This window comes from uncultured Serinicoccus sp., assembly GCF_947500995.1.
Classification (GTDB): domain Bacteria; phylum Actinomycetota; class Actinomycetes; order Actinomycetales; family Dermatophilaceae; genus Ornithinicoccus.
Window position 1 is genome coordinate 1 of the sequence record NZ_CANMUA010000010.1, and the last position, 14,774, is coordinate 14,774.

The window sequence follows — 14,774 nt, forward strand, 5'->3', positions numbered from 1 at the left end:
TGGCCAAGATCTACAAGACCAGCAATACTGGAACCGTCGCCCTCGAAGAAGGCGACCGGTAGGCAACGAGCATCACCTCAAAGCCCACCACTCAGCGGGGCTCTGTCCGGGGATATCGCGCTGACGCGGAGAAATAAACCCGGCCGATGGGCACATCTCCGCGCGCTGATGCTCGTGAGGCCGACGGGACGCGTGAGGCCACAGCCGTCGAGACACCTCTCGCGCAGCATCCGTCGCGACCTCTCTCGCGCAGCAGCCGTCGCGACACCTCCGGCGCACCCTGCGTCGCGAGGGGCGGGTATGCCCTCAGTCCGGCACGACCCGGCGCCCTTCCCAGGTGCCGTGCTCGGACAGCGGCCGGAAGCGCAGGGTCGTGAACTCGTGGTGGAAGTCGCGACGCTCGCGCTCCCGCATGGCCCGGACGTGCCGCCCGCCGACCTCGCCGCCGTGCCCGCCGTCCGCCGACGCGTCGCGGCCGTGGACCATGCCGGTCATCTCGCGGGCGCTGCGCCATACCGAGAAGGTCGAGACGGTGCGCGGCGGTCGGTATGCCGCCAGCGCCAGGGTCGCAGCCGGGTGGTCGCGGACCTGGCGCTCGACCGGCCGGCCCCAGTGCACGAAGCGCGGCACCTCCGGGATCCGCATCCGTGCCACCGTCACGGCGACGACCGGCTCGGCGGGGTCGGACCGCCCGGCGATCTCCGGCAGGGGCCCCAGCCGACGCACCTGCCCCCACCGGCGGAGGAACTCCAGCCGCACGTGCCACCCGTCGGCGAGCGTGCGCCCGAGCCGGTCCGTCGCGAGGTAGCGCTCCAGTGACGCCTCGTCCTCCCAGCGGGCGAAGACGGCGAGGCGGTGGACCTGCAGGCGCTGCGGGGAGACGACCGGGGCGCCCAGGGTCATGGTCGCCCTCACCTCGGCGTGCCGCAGGCCGGGGACGTCGTGCGGAGGCCGGGCGATCGCCCGCGCACCCACCCGGGCCGGGACCCGCACGAGGTGGAAGGAGTGCATGCCGGCGAACCTACGCGACCCCCGGGCCCGGGATGTCGCGGCGCGGCGGGCGCCGGACGAGGTCCGCCGGCCGCGGACCCTGGCCGCGACGCACCGCAGCGGCCATGATGGGGACATGGACCCGGCTCTGCGTGACATCCTCGTCGCCGGCTCGAACGGCGCGCTCACCACGATCAAGCGCGACGGTCAGCCGCAGCTCTCCCTGGTCACCTACGCCATCGACCCGGAGGCCTCGCTGGTCCGGGTCTCCACGACCGACGGCCGGGCCAAGGTCGCCAACCTGCGCCGCGACCCGCGCTCCAGCCTCTTCGTCACCAGCGCCAGCGGCTGGTCGTACGCCGTGGCCCAGGGCACGGTGGAGCTCTCCCCGACCGCGCAGGACGAGCACGACGCCACGGTGGAGGACCTCGTCGCGCTCTACCGCGACGCCCAGGGTGAGCACCCCGACTGGGACGACTATCGCCGGGCGATGGTGGCCGACCGACGCCTCGTCGTCCGGCTCCGGGTGGAGCACGTCTACGGCGTCGCCCAGGGGTAGCGGCCGGACCCCCGCCCGCGTCCCCGGGGGCCACGGACCCCCTCACCACGTAGTGCCCCGGCCCCGTCCCGGGCTCGCCCCGCCGGACTGCTGCTCAGAGCCGCTGCACGTCGGCCAGCAGCCGGGAGGCCGCCGGGCCCATCTCCACCTGGGTGAGGAGCACGGCATACCTGCCGGTGGTGGGGTCGACCCAGACGTCCGTGCCGAGGCCGCCGGACCAGCCGAAGCGGCCGGCGTGCTCCCCGACGAGCTCGACGCCGACCCCGTAGCCCCACCCCGTGCTCTCCCAGAAGCCGGGGAAGAAGCCCGCCGGGTCCTTGGCGCCGGCCGGCACCTGGTCGGTGCGCAGGGCGAGGAGGAGCTCGGGGTCGACGACCTGCGCGCCCTCGTGGACGCCCCCGGCCGCCAGCATCCGGGCGAAGGCGGCGTAGTCCGCGAGGGTCGAGACCAGCTCGTCGTGGCTGCGGTCGGCGGTCTGCCCGGCGACGTAGTGACCGGCGCCGGCCGGTTCGACCTGCACGAACCCGCCGTCCTCCGACCGACGGTATGCCGCGGGGAGGCGGTGCGCGTGGGCCGGCGGCACGGCATACCCGGTGTCGGTCATGCCCAGGGGGTCCAGGAGGTCCTCGCGCAGGTGCTCGCCGAGCGGCCGGCCGACGAGGCGGGACAGCAGGACGCCGAGGACGCCGAAGGAGTGGTGGTAGCGCCACGTCCGCCCCGGTGGCGCGACCAGAGGCAGGCTCGCGAGTGCCGCCAGCCACGCGTCGGCCGCGAGCGTGACCGGCTCCGGGCCGGCCTCGACACCGGCGTCGGCCATCGCGCAGCGCAGCGGTGAGTCGTCCAGGACCATGCCGTAGCCGCTCGTGCACGTGAACAGGTGCCGCACCGTGATCGGCCCCTCGGCGTCCACCGTGTCGTCGACCGCCGCGTGGGGGTGGCGCAGGACCCGGCGGTCGGCGAGCTCGGGCAGCCACCGGTCGACGGGGTCGTCCAGGCCGAGCCGGCCACGTGCGACGAGGCGCAGGGCGGCGACGGCCACCACCGGCTTGGTCATCGACTGGATGCGGACGACGGCGTCGGGGTCGAGGTCGCCGGCCGCCGCGACCTCGAGGTGGCCTCCTGCGTCACCGAGCGCGGCCACGATCCCGGGCGCCGCGCCCTCGCGCACATGGCGGTCGACGAGGTCGGTCAGGTCGCTCATGGTCCTCCGAGGTGGTCTCTGCTGGCGGTCGCTGCTGGTGGTCCCTGCTGGTGCTCTCTGAGGATGGACTCGGTGGGGCGCGGTGTCTCATCGCTCGCAGCGTGGGCTGGACCTGGAGTTACACCGGTGTCGTTCTCCACACGTTGTGCACCGCCTGTGGACAACCGGCCTCAGCACGACCGCTCGTCCGGGGTGGCAGGACGACGCGTCCGCCGCGGCTCAGCGGGCCCGGACGGCGCCGCGGCGCAGGGCACGGTCGGCGACCCGGTAGGCGTCGCGGGCGACGGCGCGCCAGACCTGGACCCCGATCACCGGGTCCTCGTCGGCGAGCCGGGCGAGGTCCTCCGCCGACAGCACGAGCAGCTCCAGCTCCTCGACCGCCCGGATCGTCGTCTGCTGCTCGTCGTCGGTCCCCAGGGCCAGCTCGCCGAAGGACGTGCCAGGGCCCATGGTCACCAGCGTCACCGGCTGCCCGTCCGGCCCCGTCCCGAGCGCCTCCGCCCGGCCCCGCACGATGAGGTGCACCCCCGCGAACGGGCCGCCGACCTCGAGGACCGTCTCGCCGTCCGGCACCACCCGGCGGGTCATCGCCGAGCGCACCGCCTCGGTCGCCGACGTCCCGAGGTCGCGCATCAAGGGGTGGTCCTCCACCGGGTCCGGATCCGGGCGGGGCCCGCAGTGGGCGCGGATCAGCTCGCGCTCGCACCACTCGACCGCCGAGGCCAGGTCGGGGAAGGCCGGAGACGCGTGCTCGGTCCCCGCGTCCGGGTCCGGGAAGACCCCGGCGGGATCCACGGCCACCGCCTCCGCCCCGGCCTCGCGCAGCCGGTCCCGCAGCGCCAGCAGGGTCACCCGGCTCACCTGCGCGATCTCGTTGACCTGCGTGAGGTCGAAGACCGCCAGCTCCGGCGCGTCCTCCACCACGGTCCGGGCCACGGACTCGGCGCCCGAGAAGAGCAGGTCGCCGTGCAGCTCGTAGACCCGGGCCCGACCGGCGACCCGGTCCAGCACCTCCTCGTCGGCGCCCTGCCAGCGGGTCCGCGAGCGCGCGGTCTCCAGGGAGTAGCTGCTGCGCAGCGCGCTGCGCGACCCCCGGCTCACGTGCATGAGGTGCATCTCCATGTCGCGGGACATCCGCTCGAAGAGCGCCACCCCCCGGGCGCTGTTGCCGTGCGCGTCCAGCCGCGGCGAGAACACCGCGACCCCCACCTGGCCCGGCAGGACGCCGATGATGCCGCCGCTCACCCCGCTCTTGGCCGGCATCCCGACGGCGCTCACCCAGTCACCGGCGGCGTCGTACATCCCGCACGTCGTCATCACCGAGAGCACGTGCTCCACCGGATGGGCGTCGAGCAGCTGCCGTCCGGTCCGCGGCTGCCGCCCGCCGTTGGCCAGCGTCGCGGCCATGAGCGCGAGGTCGCGGGTGTCGACGGCGATGGAGCACTGCCGGACGTAGCGCCTCAGCACCTCCTCCGGGTCGTCCTCGAGGATCTCGAACTCGCGGAGCATGTGCGCGATGGCGCGGTTGCGGTGCGCGGTGGCCAGCTCGGAGCCGTAGATCTCCTCGTCCACCTCCAGCTCGCGTCCGGCGAAGTCACCGAACCAGCCCAGCGCCCGCGCGAACCGGTCGTCCTCGTCCTCCCCCGCGACGAGCGAGGTCGCCGTGATCGCGCCCGCGTTGATCATCGGGTTCTTCGGCCGGCCGGTGCCGGGGGCCAGGCTGATCTCGTTGAAGGCATCGCCGGAGGGCTCGACGTCGACCTTGCGCGCCACCGTGTCGACGCCCTGGTCGTGTAGCCCGAGGGCATACGTGAAGGGCTTGGAGATCGACTGGATGCTGAAGCGGTGCTCGGCCTGCCCCACCTCGTAGACCTGCCCGTCCACGGTCGCGAGGCACAGCGCGAACCGGTCCGGGTCGGCGGCCGCGAGCTCGGGGATGTAGGCCGCGACCTCGCCTCCGGCGGCGCCGCACTGGTCGACGATCTGCTCCAGGTAGTCCTGCACCGGGTTGCGCATCAGGCTGCTCCTCGGGGTCGTGCCGTCGGCACCGAGCCTATGCCGCCGACGCAGCCGACCCGCAGGTGCCAGGATCGGACCCGTGGACATGGACCCTGCCCCCGCCCCCGACCCCGACACCGCGGCGCCCGCCGCCGTCCGCCGGTATGCCGTGCGCTTCGACTCCGACGTCCTCGCCGCCCCGGGCGTGGGGTCCGGGCTCGGGGCGTGGCTGCTGCTCGCGCTCGTCGCCGACCAGGCGGAGCCGGCCGACCGCGCGCTCCTCGAGGACCAGCTCGGGCTCCCGGCGGGCGAGGCGCGGGCGGCGCTCGCCGACCTCCTCGCCGACCCGCACCCGGCGGTGTCGGCGGCGGTGGCGCGGTGGGCCGACGCCGCGGCGCTCACGGCGGACTTCGGGGGCTGGGCGGTGCCGGGCGCGGTGGAGGACGGCCCCCTGCCCGACCAGGCCGGCGCCGACCGGTGGACGGCCGAGCGCACCGGGGGTCTCATCGAGACCTTCCCGCTGGAGATCACCGAGCTGACCCGGCTCGTGCTGGCCTCCGCGCTGGCGACCCGGATCTCCTGGCGGACCCCCCTCGTGGAGCTCGACGACGGCGGCCTCGGCACCGACGCGGCGACCGCCCGGCACCTGGTGCTCGAGACCGTGGCGGCCGGGCCGGTCGGGGTCGTCGCCCCGACGACGGCCTCCGGGCTGACGGTGGTGAGCGTCGTCGCCGACCCCGCGGTGCCACGGGAGCAGGTGATCGCGGCGGCGCACGAGGTGGCGGCCGCCCTGGCCTCGACCCGGCTCCCGGACGCCGTCGCGGTGCTCGAGGACGGCCACGCCTGGACGGTGAGCGAGCACCGGGAGGTCCGGGCCGCCTTCCAGGACGTCGTCGAGGAGTGGAGCGGGTGGGTGCCGTCCTGGCGGCTGACCTCCGAGCACGACCTCGCCGACGCCCCCGGCTTCGCCACCGCGCTGGCGTCCCTGGCGCGCTACGTCCGGCCCGAGGAGCGACCCGCCGAGACCGAGGCCCGGCAGGCCGCGGTCGCCGCCTACTCGGCCACCGGCTTCGAGGCGGCAGCCGTCACCGGCATGGGGATCCGGGCCACCGGGCTGGCGCACGAGCAGGAGGTGCTCGTCCGCCGCATCCACCTGCGGCTGGACCGCCCGCACGCCGTCGTGGCGGTGGCCCTCGACACCGGCCGGGGCGGGGCGGCCTGGCACGGCATCCCCGTCTTCACCGCCTGGGTGGACCCCACCACCGGGTGACCTGCGGCTACATGCTCCCCAGGTGCCCGGCGAGCTGTTGGTGGCGGGCGCGGCTGGCGTCGTTGAGCCCGTGGATCTCGACCGTGGTGCCGTGCGCGGCATACCGACGTTCGATGGCGTCGAGCGCGGCGACCGTCGAGGCGTCCCAGATGTGCGACTCGCTCATGTCGATGACGACCGTCTGCGGGTCGCCGGCGTAGTCGAACTGGTGCACCAGGTCGTTGCTGGAGGCGAAGAAGAGCTCGCCGACCACGCGGTAGCGGGCCACCTCGGGGTCGCCGCCGTCGACCCGCACCACCTGGGTGAAGTGCGCGACCCGGCGGGCGAAGACGACCATGGCGGTCAGCACCCCGACGACGACGCCGATCGCGAGGTTGTGCGTGGCGACCGTCGTGACGACGGTGGCGAGCATGACGAGGTTCTCGCTCTTGGGCATGCGCCGCAGGGTCCCGGGGGCGATGGAGTGCCAGTCGAAGGTCGCGACCGAGACCATGATCATCACGGCGACGAGGGCCGCCATGGGGATCGAGGCGACGAGGTCGCCCAGGACCACGACGAGGACCAGCAGGAAGACCCCGGCGAGGAAGGTCGAGATGCGGGTGCGCGCCCCCGAGACGCGCACGTTGACCATCGTCTGGCCGATCATCGCGCAGCCGCCCATGCCGCCGAAGGCGCCGGTGACGAGGTTGGCGACGCCCTGGCCCCAGCCCTCGCGGGTCTTGTCCGAGCCGGTCTCGGTGATGTCGTCGACGAGCTTGGCGGTCATGAGCGACTCCATGAGCCCGACGAGGGCCATGGCCAGGGCGAAGGGGCCGATGATCTGCAGCGTCTCCCACGTCAGCGGGACGTCCGGGACGAAGAACGAGGGCAGGCTGTCGGGCAGCTGCCCCTCGTCACCGACGTCGGGCAGCCGCCAGCCGGCGAGCAGCGCCATCCCGGTGATGAGCACGATCGCCACGAGCGGGGCCGGGACGGCGGTGGTCGCCCGGGGCAGCAGGACCATGACGGCGATCCCCAGCCCGACCAACGGGTAGACCAGCCACGGCACGCCGACGAGGTAGGGGATCTGCGCCAGGAAGATGAGGATGGCCAGGGCGTTGACGAAGCCCACCATGACCATCCGCGGGATGAAGCGCATGAGCCGGGCGACGCCGGCGACCGACAGCACGATCTGGAGGAGACCGGCGAGGAGCACGGTCGCGATGAGGTAGTCGAGGCCGTGCTGCGCCATCACCGGGGCGATGACCAGGGCGATCGCCCCGGTCGCCGCCGAGATCATCGCGCGGCGGCCGCCGACCACGGCGATGGTGACGGCCATGGTGAAGGAGGCGAACAGCCCGACCCGGGGGTCGACGCCGGCGATGACCGAGAAGGAGATGGCCTCGGGGATGAGGGCCAGGGCCACGACGAGACCGGCGAGGATCTCGGTGCGCAGGCGCGCCGGGGAGCGCAGCGCGGCACGGACCGAGTGCGGGTCGGGGGTGCTGGTGGGCGCGGAGGCAGGCAGCATGGACAGGGCGAGTCCTCGCAGGATCGTCGGTGGTGTCAGGAGGTATGCCGCCGCACCGGTCCGGAGGCGGACGCACGGCACGCGGCCCGCCTAGTCTACCGGCGAGCGGCGACGACCTGGGCCAGCCGGTCGAGGGAGGCACGCAGCATGTCGGCGCTCGTGCTGCGAGCGCGGGCCATCCGGGACTCGTCGGTCAGCCCGGTCCAGTCGTAGGTGTGGGTGACCCGGCAGCGGTCCTCGTCCAGCGGCTCCACTTCCCAGACCCACTCGTGCCCGGCCGGGTCCTGGCCCTCGCTCGCGGGACGCCAGGCGATGCGGCGCCCCTCCTCGAAGGCGACGACGTGGTTGTCGCGCACCTTGTCGTTCGTCGTGCGCATCGAGAAGACGTCGCCGACGGCCCGGACCCGGCCGCCGCGGACGATCTCGGCCAGGTTGTCGTTGCCGTCCCACTCGGGCTGGCGGGCGGGGTCGGCGATCAGCTCGAAGACCACGTCCGCCGGTGCGTCGATCTCGCGGGTGGCGCTGACGACGCGCTGCTCGGCCTGGTCGGTCTGCTCGGTGCTCATGGGGCCAGTCAACCGTGCCGGGCTCGTCGCGTCGAGGGCGATGAGTCCGGGAGCTCCGCGGTGTCTCACCGTGCAGAGCACGACCACCCACCGGACAGGACGAACCCATGACCGCAGGAGCACGCAGCACCGTCACCCGCACCGTGGGTGAGGGCGAGGACCTCATCACGTACGACGTGCACGGCGGGCTGTCGGACGCCTCGCCCGACCGACCGGTGCTGCTGGCCTTCGCCTCCCCCATGGACGCCACCGGGTTCGCGGCGCTGGCCGAGCTGGTCGACGACCGGCCGGTGGTCACCCTCGACCCGCGGGGCGCGGGCCGCAACCCCTCCGGCACCAGCCCGCTGACCCCGGAGCAGCACGCGCACGACCTGCACCGGGTGGTGACGGCGCTCGGGGGTGGACCCGTCGACGTCCTCGCCTCCAGCGGGGGTGCCGTCAACGCGCTGGCGCACGCGGCGGCATACCCGGACGAGGTGCGCCGGGTGGTCGCGCACGAGCCGCCGCTGGTCGCCTTCCTGCCGGACCGGGAGGTGGTGCTCGCCGCGTGCGAGGACGTGGGCCAGACCTACGAGCGCGACACGGCGCGGCGATGGCGCGGTTCATCGCGCTGGTCGTGGCCGACGGAGAGCTGGACGAGACCTACCTGAGGCGGCCGGCGCCGGACCCGGCCGCCTTCGGGATGCCGGCCGACGACGACGGCACCCGCGACGACCCGCTGCTGCGCAACCAGCGCTCGTGCACCGCCTACGAGCCCGACCTGGAGCGGCTCCGCGCCCTGGGCGACCGGCTCGTGCTGGCGGCGGGCGAGGACTCCGGCGACACCCTCGCCGCGCGGGCCGCGCGGTCGGTGGCCCGGGCGCTGCGCCGCGAGGCGGTGGTGGTGCCGGGCGACCACGGCGGCTTCATGGGCGAGCTCCACGGCCGGCCCGCAGGCAGGCCCGCCGAGTTCGCCGCCGCGCTGCGCGAGATCCTCGACTGACCACCCTCGTGCAAGAACGGTGCGGCACATCTGTCGTCAGGGCGACGGACGTGCCGCACCGTTTCTGCACCACCATCGAGGTCACCCCTCGAGGACCGCCTTCATCCGCTCCAGCGTGGTCCGCATGCCCTGCTCGTTGGTGCGACCGCGCGCCCGGCCCAGCACCGCCCAGTAGAGACGCAGCGGCAGGACGGGCTCGAGCCGGAAGTACTCCGTGACCTCGGTGCCCTCCCCCGACGGTCGCAGCCGGTAGCCCCAGTTGTTGACGACGACCTTCCTGGTGCCGACCGAGAACTCGAAGAGCCGTTCCGGCTCGCACCGGGTCACCCGGCAGGCGGACCAGTAGGTCGGCCCCACGCCGTTGCGCACCACCTTCCCGGCGAAGGTCGCGCCCACCTCCGGGCCGGACGAGCCGCCTGTCCACCGACCCGCCACGGTCTCGGGGCTGAACTCCCCGATCCGGGTCACGTCGCTCACCAGCGCCCACACCCGCTCCGGGGGTGCGTCGACGTGCACCGTCACCTCGCCGCCGAGCTCTGCCACGGTGCCTCCTCCTCCGTCGGGCGGACCACGACCGTCGGTCGCCTCCGGCCCCACCCTAGGCGCGGGCGCGCACCAGGTGCCGGGTCGGCCCGGTGCGCCTCCCCCACGTCGGGCTCAGACCAGGTCCCTGCGCCCGTCCCAGCGGGCGGCCGCGAGGAGGACCAGCAGCAGCCCGGTCAGCAGCACGGCGGCGGTCCACGGCCCGACGAGCGCGACGTCGACCTGTCCCAGGCCGCCCAGGGCGTCGACCAGACCGGACGGCGTGTAGCCGTACCCGGCAGGGCTCAGGAGCGCCACGGGGACGGGGGCGACGAACAGTACGACGACCAGGACGGTCACGGTGACCGCCTGGTCCCGGAGCAGGTGGCCGCACACCACGGCGGACATCCCCAGCAGCGCGCCGGCCACGGGGCTGGACCCCAGCAGCACGGCGAGCGCCCACGGCGTCGGCACCGGACCACCGGTCGCCGCCGAGACCAAGAGGGCCGCGCCCACCCCGACGGCCGAGCCCAGCACGGCGGTCCCCGCACCGACCGCCCCACCCACGACGAGCTTGGCCGCCAGGACGGCCCCCCGCGAGGGACGGACCACGTAGGTGCTGACCACGGTGCCGTACCGCCACTCGACGGTCGCCAGGAGCGCCGGCAGCAGCGCCACGGCCGTCGGGAAGGTGATCGAGGGACGCACGGCAAGGAGGGCCTCGTCGGCGGTCGACCCGTCCGGCGCCACCACGACCCCCACGCTGCGCAGGACCGCCTCCACCAGCAGGACCAGCCCCAGCACCACCCAGGTGGACCGCACGGTGCGCAGCTTCTGCCACTCGGCGAGCACCTGACCCCTCATGCGGACCCACCCCCGCCGTCACCACCGGGCTCGGTCAGGGCGAGGAAGCGCGCCTCCAGGTCCGCCTGCACCGGGTGCAGCAGCGTGAGGAGGACGCCGTGGTGGGAGGCGGCCCGCGCGATCGTCTCCGGGGCGACCCCGTGCACCAGGAGCCGGTGCAGGCCTCCCGCACCACCCTCGACGGGTCTCGTCGTCGCACCCAGCTCGACCAGCAGCCGGTGCAGCCGGGTCGGCTCGTCGGTCTCGACCAGGACCCCGTCGTCATCGCCCATGACCTCGTGCAGGCCGCCCTGCGCCACGATCCGGCCCCCGGCCACGACGCACACGTCGTCGACGGTCCTCGAGACCTCACCCAGGACGTGGCTGGACAGCAGGACGCACCGGCCCTGCGCGGCATACCCCTGCAGCCGGTCACGCAGCCACCGCGCCCCGGGAGGGTCCAGCCCGTTGGTCGGCTCGTCCAGCACGAGGGTCGCCGGGTCGCCCAGCAGGGCGGCGGCGAGGTGCAGACGCTGGCGCATTCCGAGGGAGTAGCCGCGCACCGGCCGGTCTGCGGCGTCCGACAGCTCGACCTCCTCGACCACCTGCGCCACCCGCTGGCGAGGGAGGCCCGACGCGGAAGCCAGGATGCGCAGGTGGTCACGGCCGGACCGTGCGGGGTGGTGGGCCTCCTGGCTCAGGAGGGCGCCCACCGCCCCGGAGGGGTGGTCCAGCTCGGCGAAGGGCCGTCCGTCGACGAGGCACCGGCCCGCGTCGGCGCGGACCAGACCCAGCAGGCACCGCAGCGTGGTGGTCTTGCCGGCCCCGTTGCGGCCGAGGAACCCGGTGACCCGGCCGTCCTGAGCGCTCATGGTCAGCCCGTCCAGCACCCTGCGGCCGCGGTAGGTCTTCGCCAGACCCTCGATGGTCACCGACATGGACGCCTCCCGGGTAGTTAGATATATCTAACTACCTGATCCCGGTCGGCGCAACCGCTCAGGCATCGGACTCGGGGTCGGGATCCAGCACCGCGGCCAGGTAGCGGCGCACGACCGCCGCCTCGGACGGCGTGAGAGCGCTGCCGGCCCGGGTGATCCGCTCGTTCCACGGCCGCAGGTGTTCCGTGCCGAGGGCGCGCGCCCGTGCTGTGAGGGTCAGCTCGACCCGACGGCCGTCGGAGGCGGAGCGCCGGCGGGCGACCAGCCCGGCGGCCACCAGACGGTCGACCACCGCCGTGGCGGCAGCCCTGGTCAGGTCCAGCCCGTCCGCCAGGGCACTCGGCGAGGCCGCCCCTGCGGCGCCGAGCCGGTCCAGCAGGCCCAGGGCACGACGGTCCGTCGCGTGCATGCCCTCGAGCTCGAGCCGGGCCGCCAGGGCGACACCCTCACGGAGCAGGGACCGGGTCAGCCGGCCCACCTCCTCGATGGCCTCCTCGGCCCCCTCGGCGCGGCCTGCGTCGTGCTCGTCGACGCTCATGCTGACCTCCCTGGAGAGTGGCACGGCGGGACGACGCCGCCCGACGGGACGACCCTACCCGCGGGCGACCCGGCTCAGCGGGGTCGGCGGCCCGACACCCACATCGTCACGGCGTTGGCCGCGACGACCAGCGTTATGCCCACCCACTCGTGCAGCGCGAGCAGCTGACCGAGCAGCACCATGCCCACCAGCGCCGCCAGCACCGGGTGGGCGCTCATCGCGACCCCGAAGACCGGCGCGGGGACCCGGCGCAGCACCAGCAGGTCGAGGGAGTACGGCACCACCGTGGAGAGCACGCCCGCCACGACGGCGAAGCCGAGCGCGGCCGGGGTGAACCGGTCGGTGAGGGCCAGCCAGACCAGCACCGGCAGGTATGCCGTCGCCGACACCGCCGTCGCGAGCGCCGTCCCCTGCACCCCGGGCAGCGCCGCCCCCACCGAGCGGTTGGCGAGGATGTAGCCGCCCCAGCACGCCGCCGCCGCCAGCCCGAAGGCCACGCCGAGGTAGTCGCTGCTGGGCCCCGGCAGGACGAGGACGTAGACCCCGACGCCGGCGACGGCCGCCAGCGCCAGGTCGCGCACCGACCTCGACCCGAGGAGACCCACCGCCAGCGGCCCGAGGAACTCCAGGGTGACCGCCAGCCCCAGCCCGATGCGCTCGACCGCGGCGTAGAGCCCGAGGTTCATCCCGGCGAACATCGCCGCCAGCCACACCACCCGCGCCCACTGCCCCCTGGTCAGCCGGCGGACGTCGGGCCGGGTGAGCGGCAGCAGCACCACCGAGGCCACGAGCTGACGGACCGCGACCACGCCGGCCGGGCCGATCGCGCCGAAGGCGTGGCTGCCCCAGGCCGCCCCGACCTGCGTGCTCGTCGCCGCGGTCACCATGAGCAGCACGTCGCGCGGGCTGGTGCGCCGCGGGGTGGTCGCGGCGGACACCTGGGCGGCGCCTCGTGGGCCGGCGGGGGTCTGGGTGATCGACATCCCCCGAGTCTGCGGACACCCGAGGCATACGAAAAATGCACGGCTCGCTCGCTGCATACACTTGTCGTATGACAAACCCCGAGGTGTCCTTGCGCGACCTGCGCTCCTTCCTCGCCGTCGTCGAGGAGGGCACCTTCACCGACGCCGCCATCGCGCTGGGCACCACCCAGGCGTCCGTCTCCCGGCACGTCGGCGCTCTGGAGCGCACGCTGGGGGTGCGGCTGCTCCAGCGCGGCGGCCGCGTGGTCACCGTGACCACCGCCGGTCGACGCGTGCTCCGGCACGCGCGGGCCAGCGTCGAGGAGGCGCGGGCCGTCGTCCGGGCCGCGCACGACGAGGGGCGCGAGGTGCGGGTGGGGTATGCCTGGGCGGCCCTCGGCGCGCACACCGCCACGGTGCAGCGCGAGTGGGCGCGACGGCATCCCGGCTCGGAGCTGACCTTCGTCAACACGACGACCCGCTTCGCAGGGCTCAACGAGGGCACGGTCGACCTGGCCGTGGTCCGCCGCGACCCGGGGGTCTCCCAGATCGCCACCGCCGTGCTGGGACGCGAGTCGCGGATGGCCGCGCTACCCGCCGAGCACGACCTGGCGGGACGCCGCAGCCTGCGCATGGCCGACTTCGCCGGGCGCACCGTGGCGCTGGACACCGCCACCGGGACCACGACGACCGACCTGTGGTCCCCGGACCGGGCTCCCGGGTCCTGGCGCGAGGTGCGCGGCACCGACGAGTGGCTGACCGTCATCGCCGCCGGCCGGGCGATCGGGCTGACCTCGCAGGCGACGGCGGCGCAGTACTCCCGGCGCGGTGTCGTCTTCCGCCCGGTCCGCGACGCCCCGCCCGTCGAGGTGCTGCTCATCTGGTGGCGGGAGGACCCGCCGAGCGTGCTGGAGGAGCTGCTCTCCCTGGCTCGGGAGGCCTACGCGGGCTGAGCGGCGGCCGGTCCCGTGCCGGGTCGGCGCCGGGGAGCGGCCACGTCCTCCAGCGCCCGGAGCGCGGCGGCGACCGAGGGGTGGCCCGCGCTGCCCCGTCGGATGCCGGTGCGCAGGTGCCTGGCCGGAGCCGGGTCGCCGTGCAGCGGGACCCGGACGACCGGGTATGCCGCGGGGACGTGCGCGAGTCGCGGCACCAGGGCGATGCCCAGGCCGGCGCCGACCAGGGCCGCGCCGGTGTCCCACTCGGCGGCGTAGTGCGCGACGGACGGCGTGAAGCCGGCGCCGGTGCACGCCGTCTGCAGCAGCTCGTGGTACGGCCGCCCGGGACGGTCCATGATCCAGCGCTCGGCCGCCAGGTCCCGCAGGGAGACCGACTCCTGCCCCGCCAGCGGGTGGTCCTCCCGGACGAGCAGGTCGATCGGGTCGTCGAGCAGGTGGCGCTGCTCGAAGCGCGGGTCGGTGCTGGCCGGCAGCGTGGAGACCGCGACGACGACCGCCACGTCCGCGCGCCCGGTGAGCAGCAGCTCGAAGCACTCCTCCGGGTCGGCCTCGACGATCTGCACCTCTCCCCCGAGCTCGGCGCGCACCCGCGCGGCCACCGGCGGCAGCAGCGCGGAGGCCGCGGTGGAGAAGCCGGCCAGGCGCAGCACCCCGCCGCCGGTCTCGGCCACCCGGGCGACCTCGGCGCGGATCTCCTCCCACCGGGACACCAGCTCGTCGGTGCGGTCCAGGAGCACCTGCGCCGCCGGGCTGAGCCGGACCCCGCGACCGTCGTGGACGAGCAGCTCGACCCCGAGCTCCCGGCCCAGGGTCCGCAGCTGCTGGGAGACGGCGGAGGGGGTGTAGCTCAAGGCCTCGGCCGCGCCCGTGACGGTGCCGCGCTGCGCCACCATCCGCAGCACCTGCAGACGCCGGTCGATCATGCAGCCAGTGTGCACG

Annotated in this window: 16 protein-coding genes; 5 read left to right on the forward strand and 11 right to left on the reverse strand. The window is 74.8% G+C overall.

Features of this window, described 5'->3' with window-relative positions:
- Positions 1 to 306: 306 nt before the first annotated feature.
- Positions 307 to 1,011: a hypothetical protein gene (locus tag Q0967_RS15095; protein WP_298752176.1), complete on the reverse strand. Its 705-nt coding sequence runs from the start codon at positions 1,009 to 1,011 to the stop codon at positions 307 to 309.
- Between Q0967_RS15095 and Q0967_RS15100 the strand changes: the two genes are divergently transcribed.
- Positions 1,010 to 1,549 carry a PPOX class F420-dependent oxidoreductase gene (locus tag Q0967_RS15100; protein WP_299450792.1) on the forward strand — a complete coding sequence of 180 codons (540 nt, stop codon included), beginning with the start codon at positions 1,010 to 1,012 and terminating at the stop codon, positions 1,547 to 1,549. The two genes, Q0967_RS15095 and Q0967_RS15100, sit on opposite strands and share 2 nt — an antisense overlap.
- A gap of 94 nt (positions 1,550 to 1,643) precedes the next feature.
- On the opposite strand, the gene Q0967_RS15105 is transcribed toward Q0967_RS15100, so the two are convergent.
- Both Q0967_RS15105 and glsA read right to left on the reverse strand, forming a co-directional pair.
- Complete coding sequence (locus Q0967_RS15105) at positions 1,644 to 2,750, reverse strand: serine hydrolase (RefSeq protein ID WP_298752172.1); 1,107 nt, start codon at positions 2,748 to 2,750, stop codon at positions 1,644 to 1,646.
- A 219-nt stretch (positions 2,751 to 2,969) separates the two neighbouring features.
- Complete coding sequence (gene glsA / locus Q0967_RS15110; RefSeq protein WP_298752171.1) at positions 2,970 to 4,766, reverse strand: glutaminase A; 1,797 nt, start codon at positions 4,764 to 4,766, stop codon at positions 2,970 to 2,972.
- Between the two features lie 82 nt (positions 4,767 to 4,848).
- Here glsA and Q0967_RS15115 point away from each other — a divergent pair, with 82 nt between their 5' ends.
- Entirely contained in the window at positions 4,849 to 6,018 is a 1,170-nt protein-coding gene (locus Q0967_RS15115) for a hypothetical protein (protein ID WP_298752169.1), read from the forward strand.
- A gap of 7 nt (positions 6,019 to 6,025) precedes the next feature.
- Here Q0967_RS15115 and Q0967_RS15120 read toward each other — a convergent pair whose 3' ends face one another.
- Together Q0967_RS15120 and Q0967_RS15125 are read right to left on the reverse strand one after the other, a co-directional pair.
- Positions 6,026 to 7,528: a SulP family inorganic anion transporter gene (locus Q0967_RS15120; protein ID WP_298752188.1), complete on the reverse strand. Its 1,503-nt coding sequence runs from the start codon at positions 7,526 to 7,528 to the stop codon at positions 6,026 to 6,028.
- Between the two features lie 95 nt (positions 7,529 to 7,623).
- Positions 7,624 to 8,094 carry an SRPBCC family protein gene (locus Q0967_RS15125; RefSeq protein WP_298752167.1) on the reverse strand — a complete coding sequence of 157 codons (471 nt, stop codon included), beginning with the start codon at positions 8,092 to 8,094 and terminating at the stop codon, positions 7,624 to 7,626.
- 107 nt (positions 8,095 to 8,201) lie between these two features.
- On the opposite strand from Q0967_RS15125, the gene Q0967_RS15130 reads away from it, so the two are divergent.
- On the forward strand, positions 8,202 to 8,744 hold the full coding sequence (locus tag Q0967_RS15130) for an alpha/beta fold hydrolase (RefSeq protein ID WP_298752165.1): 543 nt from the start codon (positions 8,202 to 8,204) through the stop codon (positions 8,742 to 8,744).
- Positions 8,687 to 9,076 (forward strand): hypothetical protein, encoded by a 390-nt coding sequence (locus Q0967_RS15135; RefSeq protein ID WP_298752162.1) that lies wholly within the window; start codon positions 8,687 to 8,689, stop codon positions 9,074 to 9,076. The genes Q0967_RS15130 and Q0967_RS15135 overlap by 58 nt, the downstream gene beginning before the upstream one ends.
- An 81-nt stretch (positions 9,077 to 9,157) precedes the next feature.
- On the opposite strand, the gene Q0967_RS15140 is transcribed toward Q0967_RS15135, so the two are convergent.
- The 5 genes from Q0967_RS15140 to Q0967_RS15160 all read right to left on the reverse strand — a co-directional run bounded on the left by Q0967_RS15140 (position 9,158) and on the right by Q0967_RS15160 (position 12,900).
- Entirely contained in the window at positions 9,158 to 9,619 is a 462-nt protein-coding gene (locus Q0967_RS15140; protein WP_298752160.1) for an SRPBCC family protein, read from the reverse strand.
- A 114-nt stretch (positions 9,620 to 9,733) separates the two neighbouring features.
- A complete protein-coding gene (locus Q0967_RS15145) occupies positions 9,734 to 10,462 on the reverse strand; it encodes a hypothetical protein (RefSeq protein WP_298752158.1) in 729 nt (242 codons plus the stop codon).
- The gene (locus Q0967_RS15150; RefSeq protein ID WP_298752156.1) at positions 10,459 to 11,379 is read right to left on the reverse strand and encodes an ATP-binding cassette domain-containing protein; all 921 of its coding nucleotides are present in this window, start codon (positions 11,377 to 11,379) and stop codon (positions 10,459 to 10,461) included. Before Q0967_RS15150 ends, Q0967_RS15145 begins: the two co-directional genes overlap by 4 nt.
- Before the next feature lie 58 nt (positions 11,380 to 11,437).
- Positions 11,438 to 11,917, reverse strand: a complete 480-nt coding sequence (locus Q0967_RS15155) for a MarR family winged helix-turn-helix transcriptional regulator (RefSeq protein ID WP_298752154.1) — start codon at positions 11,915 to 11,917, stop codon at positions 11,438 to 11,440.
- A gap of 74 nt (positions 11,918 to 11,991) precedes the next feature.
- On the reverse strand, positions 11,992 to 12,900 hold the full coding sequence (locus Q0967_RS15160) for a DMT family transporter (RefSeq protein ID WP_298752152.1): 909 nt from the start codon (positions 12,898 to 12,900) through the stop codon (positions 11,992 to 11,994).
- A 68-nt stretch (positions 12,901 to 12,968) separates the two neighbouring features.
- Between Q0967_RS15160 and Q0967_RS15165 the strand changes: the two genes are divergently transcribed.
- Positions 12,969 to 13,832, forward strand: a complete 864-nt coding sequence (locus Q0967_RS15165; RefSeq protein ID WP_298752149.1) for a LysR family transcriptional regulator — start codon at positions 12,969 to 12,971, stop codon at positions 13,830 to 13,832.
- Here Q0967_RS15165 and Q0967_RS15170 read toward each other — a convergent pair.
- The gene (locus Q0967_RS15170) at positions 13,820 to 14,758 is read right to left on the reverse strand and encodes a LysR family transcriptional regulator (RefSeq protein WP_298752146.1); all 939 of its coding nucleotides are present in this window, start codon (positions 14,756 to 14,758) and stop codon (positions 13,820 to 13,822) included. The two genes, Q0967_RS15165 and Q0967_RS15170, sit on opposite strands and share 13 nt — an antisense overlap.
- Between the last annotated feature and the right edge of the window lie 16 nt (positions 14,759 to 14,774).

Coding starts and splice junctions, on each gene's coding strand:
- Q0967_RS15100 (WP_299450792.1), top strand. CDS start 1,010: ATGCCGGCGAACCTACGCGACCCCCGGGCCCGGGATGTCGCGGCGCGG.
- Q0967_RS15095 (WP_298752176.1), bottom strand. CDS start 1,011: ATGCACTCCTTCCACCTCGTGCGGGTCCCGGCCCGGGTGGGTGCGCGG.
- Q0967_RS15105 (WP_298752172.1), bottom strand. CDS start 2,750: ATGAGCGACCTGACCGACCTCGTCGACCGCCATGTGCGCGAGGGCGCG.
- glsA (WP_298752171.1), bottom strand. CDS start 4,766: ATGCGCAACCCGGTGCAGGACTACCTGGAGCAGATCGTCGACCAGTGC.
- Q0967_RS15120 (WP_298752188.1), bottom strand. CDS start 7,528: ATGCTGCCTGCCTCCGCGCCCACCAGCACCCCCGACCCGCACTCGGTC.
- Q0967_RS15125 (WP_298752167.1), bottom strand. CDS start 8,094: ATGAGCACCGAGCAGACCGACCAGGCCGAGCAGCGCGTCGTCAGCGCC.
- Q0967_RS15130 (WP_298752165.1), top strand. CDS start 8,202: ATGACCGCAGGAGCACGCAGCACCGTCACCCGCACCGTGGGTGAGGGC.
- Q0967_RS15135 (WP_298752162.1), top strand. CDS start 8,687: ATGGCGCGGTTCATCGCGCTGGTCGTGGCCGACGGAGAGCTGGACGAG.
- Q0967_RS15145 (WP_298752158.1), bottom strand. CDS start 10,462: ATGAGGGGTCAGGTGCTCGCCGAGTGGCAGAAGCTGCGCACCGTGCGG.
- Q0967_RS15150 (WP_298752156.1), bottom strand. CDS start 11,379: ATGTCGGTGACCATCGAGGGTCTGGCGAAGACCTACCGCGGCCGCAGG.
- Q0967_RS15155 (WP_298752154.1), bottom strand. CDS start 11,917: ATGAGCGTCGACGAGCACGACGCAGGCCGCGCCGAGGGGGCCGAGGAG.
- Q0967_RS15160 (WP_298752152.1), bottom strand. CDS start 12,900: ATGTCGATCACCCAGACCCCCGCCGGCCCACGAGGCGCCGCCCAGGTG.
- Q0967_RS15165 (WP_298752149.1), top strand. CDS start 12,969: ATGACAAACCCCGAGGTGTCCTTGCGCGACCTGCGCTCCTTCCTCGCC.
- Q0967_RS15170 (WP_298752146.1), bottom strand. CDS start 14,758: ATGATCGACCGGCGTCTGCAGGTGCTGCGGATGGTGGCGCAGCGCGGC.